At 54.9% G+C, this 22248-nt stretch carries 22 protein-coding genes; 5 read left to right on the top strand and 17 right to left on the bottom strand.

The window, feature by feature from the left end:
- Window position 1: 1 nt before the first annotated feature.
- The 5 genes from hisB to BLP91_RS01370 all read right to left on the bottom strand — a co-directional run bounded on the left by hisB (window position 2) and on the right by BLP91_RS01370 (window position 4408).
- Complete coding sequence (hisB, locus tag BLP91_RS01390; RefSeq protein WP_091565868.1) at window positions 2–592, bottom strand: imidazoleglycerol-phosphate dehydratase HisB; 591 nt, start codon at window positions 590–592, stop codon at window positions 2–4.
- On the bottom strand, window positions 589–1869 hold the full coding sequence (gene hisD, locus BLP91_RS01385) for a histidinol dehydrogenase (protein WP_176757750.1): 1281 nt from the start codon (window positions 1867–1869) through the stop codon (window positions 589–591). Before hisD ends, hisB begins: the two co-directional genes overlap by 4 nt.
- A complete protein-coding gene (hisG, locus tag BLP91_RS01380) occupies window positions 1866–2519 on the bottom strand; it encodes an ATP phosphoribosyltransferase (RefSeq protein ID WP_091565865.1) in 654 nt (217 codons plus the stop codon). Before hisG ends, hisD begins: the two co-directional genes overlap by 4 nt.
- On the bottom strand, window positions 2479–3666 hold the full coding sequence (gene hisZ / locus BLP91_RS01375; RefSeq protein WP_091565862.1) for an ATP phosphoribosyltransferase regulatory subunit: 1188 nt from the start codon (window positions 3664–3666) through the stop codon (window positions 2479–2481). Before hisZ ends, hisG begins: the two co-directional genes overlap by 41 nt.
- 163 nt (window positions 3667–3829) lie before the next feature.
- Window positions 3830–4408: a non-canonical purine NTP pyrophosphatase gene (locus BLP91_RS01370; protein WP_091565859.1), complete on the bottom strand. Its 579-nt coding sequence runs from the start codon at window positions 4406–4408 to the stop codon at window positions 3830–3832.
- Window positions 4409–4549: 141 nt separating this feature from the next.
- On the opposite strand from BLP91_RS01370, the gene BLP91_RS16525 reads away from it, so the two are divergent.
- Entirely contained in the window at window positions 4550–4693 is a 144-nt protein-coding gene (locus BLP91_RS16525) for a hypothetical protein (protein WP_176757749.1), read from the top strand.
- Window positions 4694–4754: 61 nt separating this feature from the next.
- Window positions 4755–5861, top strand: coding sequence for a quinone-dependent dihydroorotate dehydrogenase (locus tag BLP91_RS01365; protein ID WP_342670258.1), 1107 nt, complete (start codon window positions 4755–4757; stop codon window positions 5859–5861).
- A gap of 259 nt (window positions 5862–6120) precedes the next feature.
- On the opposite strand, the gene BLP91_RS01360 is transcribed toward BLP91_RS01365, so the two are convergent.
- Window positions 6121–7806 (bottom strand): CocE/NonD family hydrolase, encoded by a 1686-nt coding sequence (locus BLP91_RS01360; RefSeq protein WP_091565853.1) that lies wholly within the window; start codon window positions 7804–7806, stop codon window positions 6121–6123.
- A gap of 116 nt (window positions 7807–7922) precedes the next feature.
- On the opposite strand from BLP91_RS01360, the gene BLP91_RS01355 reads away from it, so the two are divergent.
- Window positions 7923–9068 (top strand): metallophosphoesterase, encoded by a 1146-nt coding sequence (locus tag BLP91_RS01355; RefSeq protein ID WP_091565851.1) that lies wholly within the window; start codon window positions 7923–7925, stop codon window positions 9066–9068.
- A 157-nt stretch (window positions 9069–9225) separates the two neighbouring features.
- Here the strand turns inward: BLP91_RS01355 and BLP91_RS01350 are convergent, their stop codons facing one another.
- The 11 genes from BLP91_RS01350 to BLP91_RS01300 form a co-directional block, all read right to left on the bottom strand.
- Window positions 9226–12294, bottom strand: coding sequence for an efflux RND transporter permease subunit (locus BLP91_RS01350; RefSeq protein WP_091565848.1), 3069 nt, complete (start codon window positions 12292–12294; stop codon window positions 9226–9228).
- Between the two features lie 77 nt (window positions 12295–12371).
- Window positions 12372–12977 carry a TetR/AcrR family transcriptional regulator gene (locus BLP91_RS01345; protein ID WP_091565847.1) on the bottom strand — a complete coding sequence of 202 codons (606 nt, stop codon included), beginning with the start codon at window positions 12975–12977 and terminating at the stop codon, window positions 12372–12374.
- 157 nt (window positions 12978–13134) lie between these two features.
- Entirely contained in the window at window positions 13135–13590 is a 456-nt protein-coding gene (locus tag BLP91_RS01340) for a CBO0543 family protein (RefSeq protein WP_091565844.1), read from the bottom strand.
- Window positions 13591–13698: 108 nt separating this feature from the next.
- Window positions 13699–14193: an acyltransferase gene (locus tag BLP91_RS01335; RefSeq protein WP_091565842.1), complete on the bottom strand. Its 495-nt coding sequence runs from the start codon at window positions 14191–14193 to the stop codon at window positions 13699–13701.
- Window positions 14190–14858, bottom strand: a complete 669-nt coding sequence (ppaX, locus tag BLP91_RS01330; protein WP_176757748.1) for a pyrophosphatase PpaX — start codon at window positions 14856–14858, stop codon at window positions 14190–14192. The genes BLP91_RS01335 and ppaX overlap by 4 nt, the downstream gene beginning before the upstream one ends.
- Window positions 14859–14860: 2 nt before the next feature.
- Entirely contained in the window at window positions 14861–15811 is a 951-nt protein-coding gene (locus tag BLP91_RS01325) for a nucleoside recognition domain-containing protein (RefSeq protein WP_091565837.1), read from the bottom strand.
- Window positions 15808–16713 carry a prolipoprotein diacylglyceryl transferase gene (lgt, locus tag BLP91_RS01320; protein WP_091565834.1) on the bottom strand — a complete coding sequence of 302 codons (906 nt, stop codon included), beginning with the start codon at window positions 16711–16713 and terminating at the stop codon, window positions 15808–15810. The genes BLP91_RS01325 and lgt overlap by 4 nt, the downstream gene beginning before the upstream one ends.
- Before the next feature lie 175 nt (window positions 16714–16888).
- Entirely contained in the window at window positions 16889–17824 is a 936-nt protein-coding gene (gene hprK, locus BLP91_RS01315) for an HPr(Ser) kinase/phosphatase (protein ID WP_091565831.1), read from the bottom strand.
- A 58-nt stretch (window positions 17825–17882) separates the two neighbouring features.
- Complete coding sequence (locus BLP91_RS01310; RefSeq protein WP_091565829.1) at window positions 17883–18992, bottom strand: ABC transporter ATP-binding protein; 1110 nt, start codon at window positions 18990–18992, stop codon at window positions 17883–17885.
- A 477-nt stretch (window positions 18993–19469) separates the two neighbouring features.
- Window positions 19470–20444 (bottom strand): PucR family transcriptional regulator, encoded by a 975-nt coding sequence (locus BLP91_RS01305; RefSeq protein WP_091565826.1) that lies wholly within the window; start codon window positions 20442–20444, stop codon window positions 19470–19472.
- 142 nt (window positions 20445–20586) lie between these two features.
- Window positions 20587–20934, bottom strand: coding sequence for a phage holin family protein (locus BLP91_RS01300; RefSeq protein WP_091565823.1), 348 nt, complete (start codon window positions 20932–20934; stop codon window positions 20587–20589).
- A gap of 158 nt (window positions 20935–21092) precedes the next feature.
- Between BLP91_RS01300 and BLP91_RS01295 the strand changes: the two genes are divergently transcribed.
- Together BLP91_RS01295 and BLP91_RS01290 are read left to right on the top strand one after the other, a co-directional pair.
- Window positions 21093–21875 (top strand): FGGY-family carbohydrate kinase, encoded by a 783-nt coding sequence (locus tag BLP91_RS01295; RefSeq protein WP_143003428.1) that lies wholly within the window; start codon window positions 21093–21095, stop codon window positions 21873–21875.
- A gap of 94 nt (window positions 21876–21969) precedes the next feature.
- Window positions 21970–22248, top strand: a 279-nt coding sequence (locus BLP91_RS01290; RefSeq protein WP_143003427.1) for a transposase, incomplete at its 3' end; no start/stop codon positions are given.

The following is a 22248-nucleotide window of genomic DNA, read 5'->3' as shown; positions in this document are numbered from 1 at the left end:
CTTATAGCACCCCCTTGGAAGAGGGAACAGAGGTAACACGGGAATCGCTCTGGACGGCTTCATCCAGCGCCCGTCCCAGGGCTTTAAACAGGGCTTCGATCATATGATGGGTGTTTCGCCCGTAATGCAGGATCACGTGCAGATTCATCCGGGCTTCCAAGGCTAATTTCCAGAAAAATTCATGCACCAGTTCCGTATCGAAACGCCCCACCCGCTGGGCGGGAAACTGGGCGCGAAATTCCAAATGGGGGCGGTTGGACAGATCCAACACCACTTGTCCCAGGGTCTCATCCATGGGCACCCAAGCCTGACCGTAACGGCGTATCCCTATTTTTTCTCCAAGAGCTTCCCGCAAAGCTTGTCCCAGACAGATCGCGATATCTTCCACCGTGTGATGATCGTCGACCTCGATATCGCCGTCAGCCTCCACTCTCAGATCAAATAAGCCGTGTTTGGCAAACAGGTCCAACATATGTTCCAAGAAAGGAACACCCGTCTGAAGCTCCGACTTTCCCGAACCATCCAGATCGAGTTGCACCTGGATCCGGGTCTCGCCGGTCTCCCGTCTGATTTGGGCCATTCGCTTACTCATTCTTCTCCCTCCTTTTCCTGGCGGACACGTATCGATTCCGCGTGCGCGGTCAACCCTTCCGCCTCTGCCAAGTTGACGACCGTTTCTCCGTCCCGCGCCAACGCTTCCCGGCTGTAGGAAATAAGGCTGGTCCGCTTGATAAAATCGTCCACCCCAAGGGGAGAGAAAAAGCGGGCGGTGCCGTTGGTGGGCAGCACATGGCTGGGTCCCGCCACATAATCCCCCACGGGCTCTGGGCTGTGCGGGCCTAAGAAGAGGGCCCCGGCGTGTTTCACCCGACCCACCCAGCTCCAGGGATCCTCCACCATCAATTGCAAATGTTCCGGCGCCAGCCGGTTGGCGATGTCTACCGCTTGCTTCAGATTCTCCGTGAGACAGATCGCTCCATTCTCCCGAATCGATTCCGCGGCAATCTCTTTTCGCTCCAGACGATCACATTGTCGCTCCAGCTCCTTCACCACCGTCTCCGCCAAGGGGGTAGAGGGGGTGATCAACACGGAGGAAGCCATGGGATCGTGCTCCGCCTGGGAAAGAAGATCGGCTGCCACATGGGCGGGATCGGCGCTGTGATCAGCCACCACCACGATTTCACTGGGCCCGGCAACCATATCGATATCCACCTGGCCGTACACCATTCGCTTGGCCAAAGCCACATACAGGTTCCCCGGCCCGACGATCTTATCCACAGCAGGGACCGACTCCGTCCCGTAGGCGAGAGCGGCCACCGCCTGAGCGCCTCCCACTTTTAGCACACGGGTCACACCCGCCTTTCGGGCTGCCACCAAGGTAGGTGCGTAAACACGGCCATCAGGCAAAGGGGGAGTCACCATCACCAATTCTTCCACGCCAGCCACGGCCGCAGGGATCGCGTTCATCAGCACAGAGGAGGGATAGGCGGCACGGCCTCCCGGAACATAAATCCCCACTCGCTCCAAGGGACGGTACAACTGACCCAGCACCGTCCCGTCCATCTCCGTCTCTATCCAGGAGGAGTGCTGCTGACGCTGATGATAGCGGCGAATCCGTTCCGCTGCCTTCTCCAGGGAGGCGATGAAGGTGTCGGACACCTGTTGGTGCGCTTCCTCAAATTCTGCCTCAGACACTTCCAAGGCCTTGAGAGCAGCCTGGTCAAACTGGAGCGTGTAACGGAGTAAAGCAGCATCACCCTGTTCGCGAACGGCGGATAGGATTTCCCGCACCGCCATCTCCTGACGAGGAGTTCCCGTTTCGGTTTTGCGGCGAGTGGACAGCTGTGCCGGCTTGACAATGGAGATCATTTGAAAACTCCTTCCCCATGGACTGCGACGGTCAATTGTTGATGCATTTGGTCGATGCGGGTGCGTTTTAGACGGTAACTGGCTCGATTGGCGATCAAGCGGGAGGTGACATGAGCGATCTCCTCCATTTCCACCAACCCGTTCTCCCGCAACGTGCGTCCTGTAGACACGATATCGACAATCCGGTCCGAGAGGCCGATCAAAGGGGCCAATTCCACGGAACCGTTCAGCCGAACCACTTCCACCTGCTGACCTTGTTCCCGGAAGTAGCGGTCCGCGATCCGGGGGTACTTGGTCGCCACCTTGGGGTTGAGGGAAGGCCCTCGGCCCGGCATCCCGGCAACACAAACCCGACAGGGACTGATGTTGAGATCCAGCAACTCATACACATCCCGATTCTCCTCCATCAGGATATCTTTGCCGACAACGCCGAGATCGGCCACGCCGTGTTCCACATAGGTGGGAACATCCACCGGTTTCACCATCAGAAAAGTAAACCCTTCTTCCGGTACTTCCACCGTCAATTTCCGGGAATTCTCGGCCATCTCTTCCGGCATAGCAAAACCGGCTTCTTTCAGCAAGTGAAGGGCCTCGGTAAAGATTCGCCCCTTAGGCATCGCCACCGTCAGGTGCTGATCGGTTTTCGTCATGCCCGCTCACCTCCTCCACCCGGTCAAACGCATCCTCCGCTGGATAAACCCCTGTTTCGGCGACAAACATGGCGACATTCTTCCCCTCACGACGCATCTGAGAGGCTGTCCGGCAAGCTTGACGCCGCCATCGCCGGGGATAGACTAAGGCGACCCGCTCAGGGCGGTCTTCTCCACCAGAACTGGCCATCAGCAATTGATCTGTCTTTAAGGCAAATCCCCGGGCAGGACTGGGCCGGTCAAACTGTTCCAGCAGCTGATCGTACCGCCCCCCGGACAAGAGGTAAGAGCCTTTCGCTCCGTATCCTTCAAAGTACATTCCGGTATAGTATTCCAGGCTGCCGACCAGGGTTAAGTCCAGATCAACGGCGTCGGCCACATCCCAATCCTGCAACGCATCCCACATCGCCTGCAGGTGGAAGATCGCCGCCGTCACCGCCTCCGTATGGGAATGTCGGCCGAGCCGATCCAAAGCCTCCCTTCCGCCGCGGATGGTCAAGAGAGAGAGGAGGCGCTCCCGATTCGACTCCGTCAGCTCCAGAGCCTGCACCCGCTCCCGAAACTCGACCAGATTGCGGCGTCCCAGGCTGTCCTTCAGACGGGCCACTTCGGGATCCGGTAAATATTCCTTCAATAGGGCGTCTAACAGACCGATATGGCCGATGGAAACCCGGATATTTTCCACACCGCATGCGGTTAAGGCCTCCACCGCCAGAGCCACCACCTCGGCATCCGCTTCAGGAGAATCATCCCCGACCAACTCCACACCGGACTGGAATCGCTCGGCATTCCGACCCGCTTCCCGTTCCTGAGCGCGAAAGACGTTACCGTGGTAGCAAAGGCGCAGCGGCAAGCTTTCTTTCCTCATCATCGTCGCAACGACACGGGCGATAGGGGCGGTCTGGTCCGGCCGCAGCACCAATGTACGACCCTGGGAGTCTAACAGCTTAAACAGTTTATGCTCCTCGATCGCACTCGCTTTGCCCACCGTCTCAAAATATTCTAGAGCGGGAGTGATCACCTCCCGGTATCCCCAAGCGCGAAATCGCTCACCCACACGCTGTTCCACCCATTTCTTTTTGGCAACGAGCGCCGGAGGAAAGTCGCGGACACCCGTCGGTTTTTCAAATTCGCGCGGCTTCGCCATCCTATCTCCACTCCCGAACGATGTTTTGTCAGCACGGTTAGGGGAGCCCGTGTTCCAACGCTCCCTCAACTTTTACTTTAGTGTGCTAATGAATTAAAGGGAAGGGACAATTTCTAATTAGTTTACCACCGGCCGGGATCACCGTCAATGAAAGAATCCATTCTTACGTTCCATCCGCCTGATGTTGTCGGTTGAGCCAAACGGCGACTTGCCTTAACACTTTTCCCCGATAGGAGTACGTTTCCCTCTCTTCCGCTGACATTTCCCCCATCGTACGGTGCTCCCCTTCTGGTACAAAAATGGGGTTAAAGGGAAAGCCGGGTTCCGGACGCACCTGAGCAGGGGCTACGTCCAAGATCCGGCCGGGAGTTTTCGCGGAGAAGACAGCGGTCTCACCATCCCACAACACAGCGACGACTCCCTCAAACCAGGCTTCCCGGCTCTCCCCCGCCAGCAGTTTCATCACCCCTTTATAACCGAGCCGTTCAAAGATTCGCTTGGTCAGAATCCCTGGGAAATGGTCATAGGCTTTAAAAAAAATGCCCGCATCGTCCACCATAGCCCGTCGATAGCCTCGTTTCCGAACCTGGCGCAACTTATCCCGAGCAACCGCTTCGATCGTACCAAAGTCCGGCTCCACCAGTTCCAAGGACAAAGCTTCCACATCCATCCCCCAGGGTTGAAGCACCTGTTTCGCTTCCGTCAGTTTTGCTTGATTCTGGGTTGCAAAGGGTATGATCACATGATTCCCTCCATTCTTCTTCTATTATTATACGCCTATCCCCAAGACAACAGCAGCGGAGAAGGATATCATTTCCAGGCCTTGTCCGAAATCAATCAGTAAAATGGATAGGAGTATACAACGACACAAGGAGGGTTCCATATGGAAGCCTTCAGCGGTTGGTTTACGTTTATCGGTTTACTGGCCTGCCTCTTCGGGGGATTTTTCACCTTACGCGGCAAAAGCATCGGACCCGAACTGATCATTTTAGGCGGGCTGAGTCTTTTAGTCGGTTGGTTGGCATAAATGGACCACTTTTCAAACCATCGACAAAACCATTGGGAAATATGATATGCTACGGTGAAGAATGATCAGAAAGGACCTACACACCGTGTATTCTGTCATTAAAAAATGTTTATTTCGGATGGAACCTGAACGGGCCCACCAATGGGCGGTCAACGCGCTACAGGCGGCTCAGCAGACCCCTGTTCTTCTCTGGGCGCTGGAGCGAAAACAAGCGGTCCGGGATCCACGGCTGGCCGTCCAATCCGGACAGCTTCATTTTCCTAATCCGGTAGGGATGGCCGCAGGTTTTGATAAGAACGCCACCATCTATCCTGCCTTGGCTGCTCTCGGCTTCGGATTTGTGGAAGTGGGGACGCTCACCCCGAAGCCGCAGCCGGGCAACTCCCGTCCCCGCCTGTACCGGCTGGAGGAAGACGATGCGGTGATCAATCGGATGGGCTTCAACAACAAGGGGATCATTCAGGCGGCCCATTCTTTTTCCACCCTGCATCGACCGTCGGTACCGATCGGGATCAATCTGGGCAAAAATAAAAAAACGCCCCAGGAGGAGGCAGCTGGTGATTATCGCACCGGCTTGCGGGCGCTCTATCGCCATGGGGATTATTTTGTCATCAATATCAGCTCGCCCAACACCCAGGGGCTAAGGGACCTGCAGCACGCCGACTCCCTCCAATTTCTCTTAAGCGATATCCTGGAGGAGCGAGAGGAATTGCGCCGGGAAACCGGAGAGGTCCGCCCGATCTTCGTCAAATTAGCCCCTGATCTGAACGCCGACATGATGACGGAAACAGTGCAAATTGGCGTCAAACTGGGGATCGACGGTTTTATCGCTGTCAATACCACGCGATCCCGGAAGGACCTGGTCAGCCCGCACCGGACAGAGGAGGGCGGCTTAAGCGGCCGTCCCCTCTCCTCGTCATCCACAGAAGCGATCCGCCTGATCTACCGGGTGACCGAAGGTCAAATCCCGATCATCGGGGTAGGCGGCATTTTTGACGGAAAGGACGCTTACCAAAAAATCAGGGCCGGCGCCTCCCTGGTTCAAATCTACACAGGCTTGATCTATCAAGGACCTTCCATCGTCCGCTCGATCAACCAGAAACTGCTCTCCTTGCTGGAACGGGACGGACTCGATTCCATCCAGGAAGCTGTGGGATTGGATGCCTGAGTGATCGCACCCCTTGTGCTAGGCACAGGGGGCTTATTTTATCGCAGGGCTTTTACAAGCGAGCGGCAGCATTTACTCGAAGCCACTTCGATTCTGGGTAACCCCCCAACGCCCTTCCATGCTGATTCTTAAGCCGGGTAGGACCTCAGCCTCACCTTCCGGCTCACCCCTTCTGTTCGTGGTGCCCACAGGTACAAAATCGCTCTTTCGGATAAACGCCTCCCCTCATATGAAACCCCTCCCATGCATCACCATGCGTTTAACCCTTAGGCGGAATGACCGGCAGGATGATGGCCGAAGGGCGGGCTTGATCGTGGTAAACGGTCTGCTCTGCCACCACTCCCTTTCTCTCACGGCCTAGTGGGCCGCCAGTGTTCAGGTTGCGATCATATTTGGGAAAAGCGCTGGAGGCCACCTCTACCCGGATCCGGTGCCCCTTTAAAAAAACGTGGGCCGTGTTCCAGCAATCGATATCGTACCGGACCACTTCGCCCGGTTCCAGCAGTACTTGGCGGTGCATGCCGTATCGAAACCGGGCCCGCACCATGCCGTCCGTTAACCGCTGGGCAAAACCGCTCGGCCACACATCCAACAGTTTCACCATAAAATCGGTGTCCCGGGCGCTGCTGGAGGCGAAAAGCTGCATCAGAACGGGACCCGTCACCTCCAGCTCCTCCTCCAGGGGTTCCGTCGTGTAGACCAGTACATCATCCCGGCGCTCGATAGCGGCGTAATCGTCGGGGCCCCCGATCTGAGCGGAAGTCATCTCCGTGATAAAAGGAACGGGGTCCTCGGGATCGTAGCGATACCGGTCCGCTTTTGTCTCCCCCTCCGCTGCCGGCTGCATCATAGAGAGTCGACCATCCCCAAACCGACTGTTGGCCCTCCCTCCACTGTGGAGATAAAAGGGGGTTCGCCGGGTTCCGGGAAGAGGCCAGTCCGCCTCCTCCCGCCACTGGTTCTTTCCCATAACGAACAGCCGAACCGGAGATTCCTCCGCGATGCCATTTTTTTCTCCTCTTAACCAATGATCAAACCAACGAAGTTGAAGACCGTTTAAATCGATCAGGGATTGGGGTCCGAAATCCAGCTCACCCAGCCGGGTGGAACAGTTGAGTTGATGAGGCCAAGGGCCCATTACTAGCTTCTGATTGTCCCTTCCTCGCACACCTTTCGCTCTTGTCGACATGCCGATATAGTTGAGCGGCGTGCCCACTTGTTCATCGTCATACCACCCTGAGATGTGGAGCACCGGCAGATCCAACTCATGAAAGCGCTCCTGGTACGCGATTCTCCGCCACCACGCGTCCAGGACGGGGTGCTCCACCTCCTCCCGCCAGCGGGGGATCGATCGTCCCGTCTGTTCATCCATGGTCATCAGGGGGAGGTGGCGGTAAACCCTCTCCCAGTCGACCAGCTCCACATCCTGCATCACACGGCCGCTGGTCATATAAAGCCAGCACAGGTGTTGAGGGGCGGGCACACCGGTCGGCGTCTCCACAAAAGGATCTGAGGGAGGAACCACAGAAATCATTGCCTTCAACGCTGGCGGCTGTTCCAAGGCGGCCAACCATTGAATCCGGGCCGAATAAGATCCCCCCATCGTGCCAACAACCCCGTTGCACCAGGGCTGGTCAGCGATCCATCCGATGGCGTCCGCCCCGTCTTTTCCTTCATGGACATATGGAACAAATTTTCCGTCAGAGTCCCCTCGCCCCCGCACATCTATATAAACCACGCCATAGCCCCGGCAAGCGAAATAGCGGCCGGTGCCATCAGCTTCCTTTGTTGTCTTACCGTAAGGAGTCCGGACCAAAATCGCGGGCACTTCGTGGTTTGTCTTGGGCAGGTACACATCAGCGGACAGAAACACCCCGTCTTGCATCGGCACGTCCACGCCCCGATGCAGGATGACATCATAGGTTTTCAAACGGACAACCGGCATGGGTTCTCCTCCTTCGCTTCACCGCTAGGTAGACCGTGGTAAAATAGAGGTTATCTTAGCTATATTCCCAACCTTTTTTCCTCATCGCCAAAATATCACCTGGAGGGTTAGACCACATGTGGGGACTGATCTTAACACTGTTTTTCCTGTTATACGGCATCATCTGTTACTACATCGGCAAGCGGGGCTGGTACCTTCTCGGCAGGCCGACCCCATTAAAAAAGGTGCTTTATCTATTGATTCTCTCTCTGTTTGTTTTGCCCTTCCCCGTCTCGGAAGTGTTTGAAGATCTTTTGCCCGCTTCCATCGCACCCTGGTTGACCGTGTGGGGCGGATTTTCCCTGGTGGGGCTGTTGTACGGATTTCTGCTGTTGTTGATGATCGACCTTTTGAGGATGATTGATCAGCGCCTCCCCTTTGTTCCCGCCCGGATCAAGGAGCATCAAAAGACACCGCTGGCAATCGGGATAGGTTTGATTCTCATTGTGATGACGGCTGTGGGATATGGCGGTTGGAACGCCCGCCACCCCGTCGTCACTCCCTACCAGCTGTCAGTGGAAAAAGACGCCGCTTCTCTCGAACAACTGAAAATCGCCATGGTCTCCGACATCCACTATGGCCCGGTGATCGATGTGGAAAGAGTGAAACGTTTAGCCGAAATGGTTAATCAACTGCAAGCAGACATCGTGTTACTAGCCGGCGATATAACAGACGGAAGCCTGCCCCCGGGGGAAGCGGATCGGTTGGCCGCCGGTTTGGAACGTATTCAAGCCCCCTATGGCGTGTATGCAGTCCCCGGCAACCATGACCGCGATCTGCGCGATGATGAAAGTCAGTTGATGACATCCCTGGAAGACGCCGGAATCCAGGTGTTAAAGGACGAAGCAACCCTGATCCATGACCGTTTTTACCTCATCGGCAGAGATGACCCTGACCGGAACAGGCAACCGGCACGCGCGGAGCTGAAGGATTTGACCTCGGATTTGGAACGCTCCAAACCCCTCATCCTATTGGATCACCAACCAATCGATTTGAAACAAGCTCAAGCCCAGGGAGTCGATTTGCAACTGTCGGGCCACACCCATCGGGGACAGATCTTTCCCGCCAACCTGATCACCGACAGCATCTACGAGGAGGACTGGGGGCTGCTTCAAGAAGGAGATTATCACCTGATCGTCTCATCCGGGTATGGAACGTGGGGGCCGCCCTTAAGGATTGGCAATCACCCGGAGGTGGTTTTAGCGACGATCACCTTTAACTAGTCCCTTCTGGTAACCTTGCTCGCTTATCTATACGGTATCTAGGAAAGTTGTGTATCCCTTGTGAAAGGGCAGGACCGCCTCACTCTTTCGTTACCTAAACCCATCAAAAAAGCCCGGACAGAGGCCGGGCTGAAAGGGAAGTGAACCACCACTTAGGTTACACTTCCTTTTTCTTTTTGCGGTTCATCCAGCGCGTCTCAGGGTCAAACCAACTGTAAAACACCGGAATCACCACCAGCGTCAACAGCGTGCTGGAAAGAAGACCCCCGATGACGGCGATCCCCATCGGCTGCTGAATCTCTGTCCCTTCGCCGATACCGAGGGAAAGAGGGATCAGACCGAGAATGGTGGTGGTCGCTGTCATCAAAATCGGCCGCAGCCGGGTGATACTTCCCTCAACCAGCGCTTCATAGGAAGGCATCCCCCTCGCTTTGAGCTGGTTGACATAGTCCACCAAGACGATGGCGTTATTGACCACGATCCCTGCCAAGACGATCAGGCCGATCATCGCCGTCACCCCGACTGGGGTATCTGTGAGATAGAGAGCGATCGCCACCCCGATCACCATCAATGGCATCGTCAGCATGATCACAAAGGGATATTTAAAGGACTCAAACTGAGCCGACAGCACCAAGAAAACAAACATCACCGCCAAACCGGCGGCCAGCATCAGATCGTCGATGGAATCGCGGAATAACTCGGCACTGCCGGAAAGCTGCACTTCCAGCTTCTGAGGCAAGACCTTTTCCAGCTTCTGCTGTACCTCCTGTTCCACAGTACCCAGGTCGGTCCCGCTGTATTGCACCTGGAATTCGATGCTGTCCTGGAGATCATTCCGGTTAATCGTAATCGGTCCCTCTCCCACTTTCACCTCCGCTACATCGGACAGGGGAACGGTTTCTCCCTGGGTTCCTCCCACCGGAATAGGGAGTTTTTCCAACTGTTTCGGAGACTGGGTGTAGGTCTCCTCAAAGCGGAGAAAGACATCGTAATTGCCTCCCTTGGACAGATCGGCCTGGCTCACCACCTGTCCACGGGTCGCATTCGAGACGGCGGCGACCACCTGGGCGGGAGCGAGACCCTGTTCCGCCGCCTTTTCCCGATCTACAGAGACCTGAAGTTCCGGTTTGGTCTCTTTTTCGGAATCAGAAACCTGCTCCACAAAATCCAGCTCCTGGAGAGCAGTGGTGATTTGCTCCTTATGTTCCTCCAGCACGTCCTTGTCGCCGTTCACCATAAATTCCAGTGTGTTGGGCGCCCCGGTGGCCTCAAAGGAGGATTGTTCCGTAAGGTCCACCTCCGCCTTGGGATCGACGGCGTTCAGCTTGGGCCGCAGTTCGTTCATAATTTCGCGGGTAGACTGCTCCCGCTCGCTGGGGTCAACCGTGTTGACATAAATCTGGGCGATGTTTCGTCCGCTTTCGCCAAACATGGCATTTTCACCGTTACCGCTGCCCATACTGGCCTGGAAGTTTTGAATATCCTCTTCTTCGTTTAGGATCTTTTCGATCTCTGCCGACACCTGACGGGTTTTATCCAGACCGGTGCCCTCCGGCAACTTCGCCTCTACGATAAAGATGCCTTCGTCCGCTGCAGGCAGAAATTCCGTTCCCACACTGCGAACGCCGACCAAGCCAGCGAACAGAAACACCAGAGCGATCAGCACAACAGACAAGCGATGGGCCAAGGACCATTTCAACATCCTCCGGAAAAAGCGATATAGCAAGCCTTCTTCCTGTTCATTTCGCCAACCGGTCTTGGGCTTTTTCATGATCTTGGCGGCCATCACCGGTACCAGGGTGAGAGAGACCAAGAGGGAAGCCAATAGGCTGAAGCTGACGGTAAAGGCAAATTCCTTAAACAGTTGCCCTACCATCCCGCTGACAAACACCACCGGCACAAACACAAAAATCGTCGTCAACGTGGAGGCGGTCACCGCAGACGCCACTTCACCGGCTCCCTCAGCCGCCGCTTCCTTCGGATTTTTCCCGGTCTGCAGGTGGCGGTAGATGTTCTCAATCACCACGATGGAGTTATCCACCAGCATCCCTATACCCAGGGCCAGACCGCCTAGGGTCATGATATTGAGGCTGAAATCAGCCAAGTACATCAGCACAAAGGCGGTGATCACCGACACCGGGATCGCCACCCCGATGATCAAAGGGCTGCGGAAGGAGCGGAGGAACAAAAACAGCACCAGCATCGCCAAAATCCCGCCGCTGATCATCGTGTTGCCCACATTTTTCACCGAGCGGTCCACATATTTCCCCTGGTCGAAGATCAGGAGGGTATCCGATTCTAAGGAATGATTCAACCGATCCAGCTCCGCCCGGACATCCTTCGACACCTGGGCCGTATTGGCTCCGGATTGCTTAAACACATTGATGCCGACACTGGGCTTTTCATTGGTCCGGGTGATCGCGGTCTGCTCTTCTTTACCCAATTGGACCTCAGCCACATCATCCAAAGTAACCTCTTCCCGAGTTCGGGGATCGACGGCCACTTGCAGATTACGGAAATCCTTCAGAGAGGTCATCTCCGAAATTACCCGTGCGGTCAGATCGTCATCCCCCTGCTTCACAATTCCTCCGGGCTGGCTGACGTTTGCCGCTTGAATACGGTCCTTAATATCCGACTGGGATAAGCCGTATTTCTCCATCTGGTCTCCGTCGAGAGAGATGAGTACCTGTTGGTCCATCAGGCCGGATTCATTGGCACTGGCTACTCCCGGTAACTGGGATAGGGATTGTGTGATCCGTTCCACATCCTCCCTCATTTGCTCATCGCCTGACCCGTTTTTCACGACCGATAATTGCAGGATCGGAAATGTGGAGGGATCAAATTTGAGGAAGTTGGGTTGATCCACTTCATCGGGAAGGGAGGTTTGATTGATGCGGGAAATGACGTCATTTTGAACCTGGTCGATGCTTCGAGACCATTCAAACTCCAATAAAATGAGGGCCGTTCCTTCCTGCGTCTGGCTTCGGATCGTCTTTAATCCCGCCAGTGTGCCCAACTCATTCTCCAGAGGTTTGGTTACCTTCTCCAGCACCTCATCGGGATCGGCGCCAGGATAAGAGGCTACCACCGCACCCACCGGCGGTTGAATATTCGGAAGCAGGTCCATTTGTAGGTTGAACAGGGAGACTGCCCCCATCACCAGCACGATGATCACTGCCACCGTAGTTAGAACCGGCCTTCGAATGGCCGATCGGGAAAGCCACATACCTGATTCCTCCCAATATCTTCATTGTTGTTCCGTCTCGTTTCTACTACCGGCACTGCCTTTGTCTTCTCCAATCGTTATTCCCGACGGCCAACCAGACCGTACAGGGCGGTTGATACCCATTGGTCCAGATCGCTCTCTTCAATCATGCGCTCGTAGTTGATCGCTCCAAACAGTACACTAAAAAAGAAACGCTCTCCCAGTTCGAGCGGCACCTGGATTTCCCCTGTTTCCACGCCTTCCTGAATCAGCGTGCGGACCGGCCTCCACAAGTTTTCTTCGTACAATTGGACCACTTCATCCACCCGATCAGGGAACAGCACTCCGATGTCCCGAGAAAAGGTTTGATGAAAGTAACTGACATCGGAATACTCCAGGGAAAGAGCGCACGTCTTTTTTAAGATCTCACCCAATCGCGCGGCGACAGGTTGATCCGTCTCGGTCACTTCTTCCAACAATTCTTTCCATCCGGATAAGGTCCAGCGAATCAGACTGATAAACACGTCCTGTTTATCCTTGAAGTAGTAGTAAATTAATCCACGACCCAACCCTGCTCTGCGGGCGATCGCCCCCATCTCTGTTCCGTGATAACCTCGTTCGCGGTAGACATGGAGGGTCGCCTCCAGGATTTGTCGCATCCTTTTCTCGCGTATGGCCCGGTTTTGTTCCGGTGAACGCGGCATATTCCCACCTCACACCCGTGATGATGATATCTATTGACATGTGAGTCAACTCACATTTTATCTGGAGAGCTGTGGGGGATCAATAACCTTCTTTCTTGTTAACAAGATTGTGAAATGAATCGCTATGAAAAACCACCCCTCTGAAAAGGAGTGTTCCTTAGTCGCAAACTCGGTCTTCCACGTGAAGGTGGAACAGACGCAATAAGAGGAGCAAAATGATATTGGCCCCGATGGACACCAACCCGCTCCAGCCGTGGTCATATCCCATGTGGTGGAGGGAAGACAAATTGTACTCCACCACCATCAGGATTGCCGTCCCCACCAGAATCCACTGGATGGAACTCCACCAGCCTTGTTTTTCCGGATAACGCTGGATATAAATCCAGGCTCCGATCGGGTATAGACTCAGGTTTAACAGGAGATGGGGCCACAAGCCGGGCAGCAGCGGATCGGTATAATACCAAAACCAGCCGCTGCCGACACCGGAGGTATCTAAAACGAAGGAACCCAGACTGCCGATCATGGCCGTCAGGAATCCCCTTTGCCACTTGCTCCAGTCGATATACAGATACCCGACCCACCACCACAATAAAAACCAGACGATAAAGATCACGGCCCAATCCCTCTTCTGTTAGATGTTTCGTCTTAGCATTTTAATCTGGGATCCCCCTTATACGCCAAAAGACCCATCATCGGACGGGTCTTGGGGGTAACGTTTTGTCTATCGATTTTTTTTAGGCTCCCGGATGATGCGGACGGGATTGCCGGCGGCGAAGGCCCCTGGCGGGATATCCCGATTGACCAAGGATGCGGCCCCTACCACCGCTCCGTCTCCGATTCGGATTCCGGGCAGGAGGGTGGAGTTGGCCCCGATCATGACGGAGTCGCCGATCTCCACATCGCCGACGCGATACTCGTCAACCAGATACTCATGGGTGAGAAGCGTCGTATTATAGCCGATGATCGTATTTCGTCCCACCTTGATCCGTTCTGGATACAAAAGGTCTACGGTCACCTTAAAGGCAAAAGCGGTCTGCTCTCCCACCTGCATCCCCAGCAAACGTCGGTACAAGGCATTTTTCCACGAAAAAAAAGGAATGAAGCGTCCCACTTCCGCTACGATCACGTTCCGGAAAACCTTGCGAAAGGGAACGATGCGGTACATCTGCCAGAGGGAGTTGGAACCATTGACCGGAAAGCGCTCCGTCCTTCTCATGAAGGGCCACCTTCCGCGGCCTTCTCTAGGCCAACCACTTCATACAAGCTCTCCATAGTCTCCAGTATCACCGTTGGATGATAGGAAAGGAGGGATTCTTTGCCGTGAGTCGCCCAAGCCACGCCTGCCGAATCGACCCCTGCCTCAGCCGCAGCGATCAAATCGTATTTGGAATCCCCCACCATCAAGGCCGTCTTTTCTTCCGCCTGCAGCCGATTGAGGGCTAACCGGATCGGTGCGGGGTCCGGCTTCGGTTTTTCCGCATCCTCGACACAGACGACGGTGGAAAACCAAGGCTCCAATCGGCACAGCTTCAAGCCCATCTCCACCGTCACCCGGCTCTTGTTGGAAACGACACCGAGCGAGAGACCTGCGTCATGGAGTGTCTGGATCACCTTGTTCACGCCGGGAAAAGTTTTGACGTATTGATCATGGTGAGCGATATTGTGCTCGCGGTAAGTACGAACCATCTCATCGGCCCGCTCTTCCCCTCCGAAACGAATCATCTGATCCCGCAGGGGCTCACCGAGACAGCTGAGCACATCTTGTTCCTCGTACTGCCCCGGACAGTGTCGGTCCAGCGTATGAAGAAAGGAGGCGACGATCAGATCCGTGGTGTTGAGTAATGTGCCGTCCAAATCGAAGAGAATCGTGCGGTATTTCACCTTCAGATCACCTCCCGTCGTCGAGCAATCTCCACAGTCGGCTTCGGACGGGGCCACAACCAGGCTAAGGACAGCGTCAACAGAACCGCCACACCCAGGCGGATCAATAAGAGCGGCAACACATCGATACCCAGCGGGATGAAGATCACGGTATCCTCCACCACTGCGTGACAAGCGGCCAGGAACAACACCATCAGGGTCATTTCCCGGCGGGTAAACTGTTTTTCCCGTGCCTGGTCCATGATCACACCCGCTCCCATCGCCAACCCGAACAGGAGGCCGCCGGCCATGATCACCGACCCCCGGGAATCGATCCCCATAGGACGGAGCAACGGTTTCATCCATTGTGCAAACCGGTCCAGCCAGCGCAGGTCTTTTAAGATCTGAATGCCGATCATCAGCGGGAAGACGATGCCCCCCACCTGCATAACACCGAAAACCGCCGTTTTTACCGCTTCTAACAGGATCGCTCCCCAGCCGATCGGAGCCGCCTCAGCCGGAGGAATCATGCCGTATACCGCCGTCTCCGTTCCTGCCTGCCACGTCCAATGGATGATCCAAGCTGATAGGATGGCCAGGGCCAACCGCGCACCGATCACCACCAGGGGGCGAACCCCGACCCGGCGACAAACCGCCGACTCCACCAGCAGGTTATGGGAAAAGCTGAGCATCACCGCCAGGATAAACACCTGTTTAACGGTCAGCTCCAGGGTTAGGATGGCACCGATCCCGGCATACAGGTTTAATAAATTTCCCAACACCAGTGGAATCGCCGCTTGCCCAGGCAGTCCGATCCACGACATGGCGGGTGACAACATGTTGACAAACCAATCAATCACCGGAGTATGTTGCAAAAGGCTGACCAGGAAGGTGACGGGAAAGATCACTTTGCCCAGCTCCCAGGTAGTGATCCCCCCGGACCGAATCCCCTGCCGCCATTGGATCCCCTTCAACCTGTCACCCGCTCCTTCGTCTGGAGGTAAGGTTCTTTGGCTCCCTTCATGCGGCGGTAAAGGAACAAACCTAGTCCCAACAACACCAGGGAGAGACTAACCAGTTGCGCGATTCGAATGTTGCCGTCAGCCATCATTCCCGGCTCGAACAATACCGTCATCGGAGACCACAGTCCGTTTAACAGCGTGGACAGCCAGGTCGGGCCATCAAAGGTAAGGCTGTCTGTCCGCAATCCCTCAATGAAAAACCGGCCCAGGGAATACCAGATAAGGTAGGCGAAAAAGATTTCCCCTCTTCGCGGATTGAGTCGCCGCAGCCCCAGCAACAACAGCAATCCGACCAAGTTCCACAGGGATTCGTAGAGAAAGGTGGGATGGTAAAAAAGTCCGCCGATGTTCATCTGCTCGATGATCCAGCCGGGCAGGTGCAAATCCTCCAGGAACTGACGGCTGACCGGGCCGCCATGTGCTTCCTGGTTGATAAAGTTGCCCCAGCGGCCGATCGCTTGTCCCAGGATGATGCTGGGAGCGACGATATCCGCCATTTGCAAAAAGGGCACACCGCGCTTTTTTACAAAGAAAGAACCGGCAACCAGAGCACCGATCAACCCTCCGTGAATCGCCAGGCCGCCTTTCCAAACCGCAATGATGTCGGCGGGATGTTGCATATAGTACTCCCACTCAAAGGCGACATAGTATAGCCGGGCACCGACGATGGCTGCCGGGATAACCCAGATCATCATGTCGAGAAACAGTTCACTGTCCAATCCGTGGCGCCTTCCTTCCAGAATGGCGATCCACAGACCGATCAGAACCGCCGACCCCATGATCACCCCGTACCAGTGGATATGGACAGGACCCAGCGAGACGGCGATCGGATCGATTGCCTGTGCAAACAACATCCAATGGCTCCTCCTTTATTCGTTCGCGTAGCCAAAATTCACTACCCATTTTAACCTACTTAACGAGGAAAAGAAACGAATCGGAACGATAGGCGAGCAAAAAGGAATCCCCAGGTAAAATATCCGGGCAAGGATGACAAAGAAAGCCCCGCTATAGACGGAGCATGTTCCCTGATCAATCAAAATCCTCGGGGTCTTCCAGACTCTGATTCAGCTTTTGGGCAAAGGTTTGGGCGGCGTGATACCCCATCCGTTTCAGGCGAAAATTCATTGCGGCCACTTCGACGATCACCGCCAGGTTACGCCCTGGGCGGACCGGGATGGTAAGCAGGGGAATACTGGTGTTGATGATTTCGATCCGATCTTCCTCTAGACCGAGGCGATCGTATTGACGGTTTTCCTGCCAGGCCTCCAATTGGATCACCATGGAGATCCGTTTGTAATCTCGCACGGCCCCGGCACCAAACAAGGTCATCACATTGATGATCCCCAAGCCCCGAATTTCCAACAGATATCGGATCAGCTCCGGGGCATGTCCCACCAGGTAGTTCTCCTCTGCCTGGCGGATCTCGACGGCGTCATCAGCCACCAGGCGATGGCCTCGTTTCACCAGTTCCAGAGCGGTTTCACTTTTGCCGATCCCGCTGCTGCCGGTGATCAACACCCCGACCCCATATATATCGACTAAAACCCCGTGCATGGTGGTAGTAGGAGCTAACCGCTTCTCCAGATAATTGGTCACTTTGCTGCTCAAACGGGTGGTGGAAGTGCCGGAGCGCAGGATCGGAATCTGACGCTTTCCTGCCTCCTCCACCAGTTCCTCCGGCGGCTCCTGCCCCCGGGTGATGCAAAAGCAGGGGGTCTCTTCACTGCAAAGAAATCGGAGCCGCTCCCGCCGGATTTTCTCCGTCAATCCGGAGATAAAGGTTAACTCCGTACGGCCCAGCATCTGCATCCGCTCTGCCGGGTAATAGGTGAAGAAACCGGCCAACTCCATCCCCGGACGATACAGATCGCTGGTAATCAGCTCCCTGGAAAGCCCCTTTTCTCCGGCCAGTATCTCCAAATCAAACTGATCCGCCACTTCTCTCACCGTCACCATGTTCGCCATTCCAAACCTTCCTCCCGTCCAGAAAAAAGCGGCCGTCCGCCGGCCGCCCGGTTACACATCAGGATACCGCTTCTTCTGTCTCTGTGTCAAAAATGTGGACTTTATTCATGTCCAGTGCCAGCTCCACGTCCACACCCGCCACAAATTGCGTCCGAGCATTCACCCGTGCTGTGATCCATTGATCAGTAATCCCCGACAGATAAAGATACATTTCCGAGCCCATATTTTCTGCGACTTCCACTTTGGCCTTGATGCGGCTGTCTGGAGAGGATTCCAAGAAGAGAGGTTCGTCGTGAATATCCTCCGGACGGATGCCGAAAATCACTTCCTTGCCAGGATAACCCGACTCCCGCAGCCGCTTGGCTTTGCCTTCAGGCAGTTTGATATCGAGTCCGGCAGTCCGGAAGTAGATCCCTTGTCCTTCCTCCTCCAGGCGCCCACGGATGAAGTTCATCGAGGGAGAACCGATAAAGCCGGCGACAAAGATATTGGCCGGATGTTGGTAGATGCGGTCCGGTGTGTCAACTTGTTGAATGACGCCGTCTTTCATCACAACGATCCGATCACCCATCGTCATCGCTTCCGTCTGATCATGGGTCACGTAGATCACAGTGGTTTTCAACCGCTGGTGAAGCTTGCTGATCTCCGTGCGCATCTGCACCCGGAGTTTGGCGTCCAGGTTGGACAAGGGTTCATCCATCAAGAACACCTGCGGCTCCCGAACAATGGCCCGGCCCAGTGCCACCCGCTGGCGCTGTCCGCCGGAAAGCGCCTTCGGCTTGCGATCCAAGAGATGCTCAATATCCAGAATTTTAGCCGCTTCCCGCACCCTTTGATCGATCTCCGCTTTTTTAAATTTGCGCAGTTTCAGACCAAAGGCCATATTTTGATACACATTCATATGAGGATACAAGGCGTAGCTTTGAAAAACCATGGCGATATCCCGGTCTTTCGGCGGCACATCGTTGACTAACCGATCCCCGATGTAAAGCTCTCCGTCGGTGATCTCCTCCAGACCGGCAATCATGCGGAGGGTAGTCGATTTTCCGCAACCTGAGGGGCCGACCAATACCAAAAATTCCTGATCCTTGATCTCAAGATGGAAATCGGACACCGCTGTCACATCATTGTACCGTTTTTCAATATGGTTCAACTTGACTCCGGCCATGGTGAAACCCCTTTCATCTGTTGGTCGGATTTATTGTAACTCGGGGGGATGCATGGACTCCATGTCCAAACCGACTGAAAATGACGGATCCCTGTTGAGCAATTTGCCTAGTTTGGAGTATTCACCAAAAAAGGAGAGCTGGAAACGAGCGGCGCATTTACCCGAAGCCTGCCACTGCACCCATAGGGCACAAGTCTCGCCAGTTCACACCGTTCTTGGTCTCGCTATGCTGCCTGCAAAGATGTAAGAGCTATCCTGCCCATCATCCAGCTGCAGGCAAGGGCTAAACCTGGGAAAAATTCGAAGATGTGAGTGGCCCCTAAACGCCTTTGCATGCTGATTCCCGCCGGGTAAACGTCAGCCCATCAGTTCGAAGGGACCTTTGGGGGCAAAAACGCTCTTTCGGATAAACGCTTCCACTCGTATCCACCCTCATTCATCACAACGCTTCGAGGTTGCCGTCCGTTCTTTAATGGGTCACCCTTCCGCCCTCCCTTTGGTCAACAGCAGGGCCAGGCGGATCCGGAAGGCATCTTCGAAGCAGCGGGCATCCAGGCCCGTATCCTGTTTGAGCCGATCGAGGCGGTAGATCAGAGTATTGCGATGGATAAACAATTTTCGGGCGGTCTCACTGATGTTTAAATTTTGTTGGAAAAATACTGCCAAGGTCCTGCAAAGTTCCTCATCCTCCCAAAAAGGGACCGGAGACAATTCCGCCAGAAATCGGTCCAGCCGCTTTTGATCCACCGGCTCCAGCAATTTTTCTAAGGTAAACTGCCAGGTGGTATAAACCGGTTGACCGGGATCATAGGTACCCCCCAGGTAGTAGGCTTCTCGCAGAGATTCCAGCACCTTCGGCAATCCCTCAGCAGAGCGAACAGGGGGATGAACAACCACAGTCACATCCTCGCCCACTTCGGTGGTCACCACCTCCGCCAGTCCCCAAGCGGCCTCCTCCATGCTCTGGCTTCCCTCAATCGCTCCTGCCGCCCCGGCGATCAGGGAGAGGGGTACCAACACCAAAAGCTCGGCCCGATTAATCGGCACCAGCCACGCTTGTTGATCAAAATAGGTGGCGAGCACCTGCTTCAGTCCGCTTTCCGGCTCGTCGTACACCCCCGAGCGGACGACGGAAAAGGGAACCCGTTCCTCCCAGGTTAATTGATCAACTGTGGGTGGTGGAGGAGATGATCCCTGGTGAAAGTCGGATTGTTGCAGCCAGCGAGCCATTGCAGCCAGGGGGGGCTGACACTCCATCTGGCGGTCCGAATTCTCCGAACGCTCCCACTCTGACAAGATTAACCGGATCAGCGTTTCCTCACCGGAAGTCAGCCCCTCACCTGAAGGAGTGCTCACTTGGTATCCGTCTCCCAAGCCGGGGGTAATCAAAAGCTTTTTTCCCAGCGCCTCTTCCAGACGACGGATCCGTTTCTCCCATTCCGCTTGTGACACATCCCTCGACTCCCTCTGTGTCTGCTTATCCTAAACCAAAGCCACCGGACCACGGTCAGCCCATCGATTCGTGGTGCTCTCAGGTGACCAAGTCGCTCTTTTTCCTCCTTTGACCTACCCGAGAACCTTATTTATAAGACCTTCAATTCCGAAGCCCTTTCCAGATACTGTTTAACAGCCAGGAGATGATGCTGACCAATATCGATCCGAACAACGCACCAAAGAAGCCTTCTACTTCAAAGCCTCCCACTAAAGCCCCGGTCAACCAGAACAACAGGGCATTTAAGACAAAGATAAAGAGACCGAGGGTGAGAAAAGAAATCGGCAAGGTGAGAAAAACCAGTACCGGCTTGATAAAGGTGTTGACCAGCCCCAGAATCAAGGCCACCATCAATGCAGTCCCGAAACCTTGCACCTCGATTTGGGGTATCACCTGGGCGGCGATCAGAACAGCCAGCGCATTGAGAAACAGACGGACGATAATCCCCAATCCTTATTCCTCCTTCCGCGAATTCCTTACTATTGTATCTTACCCGGGTAGGGGATGAAACAAGTGATCCATATGTCCCTGAACCTTTCTTTCGATTATAATGGCTGATGGCGCTAACAGGGGGAAACAATCATACATGAGACGGAGGTTGTGATCGGATTGGATATCGGAACCACCAGCACAAACGCGGTCGCATTCAGGCCCCACGGCCAGGTTCGGGCTGCCAAGAGCGTCGGCTACTCGCTCATCGCCCCCACCCTTCCCGGGCAGAACAGGACCCCGACGAAATCCTGGAAGCCGCCTGCCAAGCGATAAAACAGGCTGTGGATAAGGCAGAAGTGCAGCCGGAACAGGTGACCGCTGTTGGCATCAGTTCCAGGCGAAAAGCGTCCCTGCCGGGGCGGAAGGATTGCTGTTTCAACCCTTCCTTTCCGGGGAACGAGCCCCCTGGTGGAACCCTGATGCCCGGGGCACCTTTCGGCGTCGGCTTGCATCATCGGAAGGAACACTTTGTCCGCGCCGTGCTGGAAAGGGTCGGTTTCAGCATCCTCTCCGTCGGAAAAGCACTGGAGGAGCAGACGGGGCCGGCGAGGGATATTCGGATCTCCGGCGGCTTTGTCCGTTTCCCCCTGTGGCCGCAGATTTTGTGCGATGTGTTGGGCCGGGCGCTGAGCATTCCTGAATCAGAAGAAGCCTCGGCTTTCGGCGCCGCTTTTCTCTCCCTTTTCGCTTTGGGGGAAGTCAAGTCGCTGCAAGAGGTGCAAGAGCACATCCGCATTCGTCAACGTCTCCAGCCGGATCCCTCCAAGGGGGAGACCTACCGCCAGTTGTATCCGATTTACGAACTTCTTTATGCCCGGTTGGAAGAAGAGTATGAAGCCCTTCTCTTCTTCAATCGGATTCGGAGACTACTGATAAGCACGAAAACAGCCGGTATATAATACCGGCTGTCGAGAAAGTCTCGACAGCCTATTTTTTGGGGGAATCCTTTTCACTGCTTCCCACCGTTTATTAGGTTGAAGAAGAATGGGAGGGATGGGTGTGTTACGTTCCAATAAAGAGAAACAAAATGAGCTGGAGTTTGTCTGTATTGAAGAATTAGTTCCGGAAGATCACTTGCTCCGCAAAGTGGACAAGCATATCGACTTTTCTTTTATCACGGACAAGGTGCGGCCTTTGTATTGTGAGAACAATGGAAGGCCCTCCATTGATCCGGTCGTTCTCTTTAAAATGATGTTTATCGGGTATTTGTTCGGGATTCGTTCTGAACGTCAATTGGAAAAAGAGATTCGAGTTAATGTGGCATACCGCTGG

The organism is Melghirimyces thermohalophilus (assembly GCF_900102685.1).
GTDB lineage: Bacteria > Bacillota > Bacilli > Thermoactinomycetales > DSM-45169 > Melghirimyces > Melghirimyces thermohalophilus.
This window is presented reverse-complemented; position numbering and strand designations above follow the sequence as displayed.

Excerpts from the sequence above, each read along its gene's own strand:
- BLP91_RS01355 (WP_091565851.1), top strand. The coding sequence starts at position 7,923 with ATGTGGGGACTGATCTTAACACTGTTTTTCCTGTTATACGGCATCATC.
- hprK (WP_091565831.1), bottom strand. The coding sequence starts at position 17,824 with ATGGCGAACATGGTGACGGTGAGAGAAGTGGCGGATCAGTTTGATTTG.
- hisB (WP_091565868.1), bottom strand. The coding sequence starts at position 592 with ATGAGTAAGCGAATGGCCCAAATCAGACGGGAGACCGGCGAGACCCGG.
- hisG (WP_091565865.1), bottom strand. The coding sequence starts at position 2,519 with ATGACGAAAACCGATCAGCACCTGACGGTGGCGATGCCTAAGGGGCGA.
- BLP91_RS01365 (WP_342670258.1), top strand. The coding sequence starts at position 4,755 with ATGATCAGAAAGGACCTACACACCGTGTATTCTGTCATTAAAAAATGT.
- hisZ (WP_091565862.1), bottom strand. The coding sequence starts at position 3,666 with ATGGCGAAGCCGCGCGAATTTGAAAAACCGACGGGTGTCCGCGACTTT.
- BLP91_RS01360 (WP_091565853.1), bottom strand. The coding sequence starts at position 7,806 with ATGCCGGTTGTCCGTTTGAAAACCTATGATGTCATCCTGCATCGGGGC.
- BLP91_RS01350 (WP_091565848.1), bottom strand. The coding sequence starts at position 12,294 with ATGTGGCTTTCCCGATCGGCCATTCGAAGGCCGGTTCTAACTACGGTG.
- BLP91_RS01345 (WP_091565847.1), bottom strand. The coding sequence starts at position 12,977 with ATGCCGCGTTCACCGGAACAAAACCGGGCCATACGCGAGAAAAGGATG.
- BLP91_RS01310 (WP_091565829.1), bottom strand. The coding sequence starts at position 18,992 with ATGGCCGGAGTCAAGTTGAACCATATTGAAAAACGGTACAATGATGTG.
- BLP91_RS01335 (WP_091565842.1), bottom strand. The coding sequence starts at position 14,193 with ATGAGAAGGACGGAGCGCTTTCCGGTCAATGGTTCCAACTCCCTCTGG.
- BLP91_RS16525 (WP_176757749.1), top strand. The coding sequence starts at position 4,550 with ATGGAAGCCTTCAGCGGTTGGTTTACGTTTATCGGTTTACTGGCCTGC.
- hisD (WP_176757750.1), bottom strand. The coding sequence starts at position 1,869 with ATGATCTCCATTGTCAAGCCGGCACAGCTGTCCACTCGCCGCAAAACC.
- lgt (WP_091565834.1), bottom strand. The coding sequence starts at position 16,713 with ATGTTGTTTGCACAGGCAATCGATCCGATCGCCGTCTCGCTGGGTCCT.